The sequence below is a fragment of the Adlercreutzia sp. DFI.6.23 genome, assembly GCF_024462535.1.
Classification (GTDB): domain Bacteria; phylum Actinomycetota; class Coriobacteriia; order Coriobacteriales; family Eggerthellaceae; genus Adlercreutzia; species Adlercreutzia rubneri.
In genome coordinates this window covers 1-293 of record NZ_JANGBP010000681.1, presented here as the reverse complement: position 1 = coordinate 293, position 293 = coordinate 1, and the positions used below count along the sequence as shown (strand labels likewise).

The 293-nt window shown below is 70.0% G+C and carries 1 protein-coding gene; it reads left to right on the top strand.

The window, feature by feature from the left end:
- Positions 1 to 266, top strand: a 266-nt coding sequence (locus NE591_RS15040) for a hypothetical protein (RefSeq protein WP_256157077.1), incomplete at its 5' end; no start/stop codon positions are given.
- Positions 267 to 293: the final 27 nt, after the last annotated feature.

Here is a 293-nt window from a genome sequence, read left to right as displayed (position 1 = left end):
CCGCAGCCACCGAGGCGCCGACGGCCGAGGAGGCGCCGAAGTCGCGCCGCACCCGCGCCCGCAAGACGCCCGAGCCGGCGGCGGAGGAGGGGACGGGTGCCGCGACCCACGCAGCATCTACGACTTCCGAGACTTCCGAAGAGGCTCCCAAGCCGCGCCGCGCCCGCGCCCGTAAGGCGGCATCCGAGAGGGTGGAAAGCGGCCCCAAGATGCACGGTACCCCCGTCAGGCGTAAATTTCACCGCGTTGCCGCACAAATTCTGTAGCACGTGGACGAGCTTGTCGAAATCGCC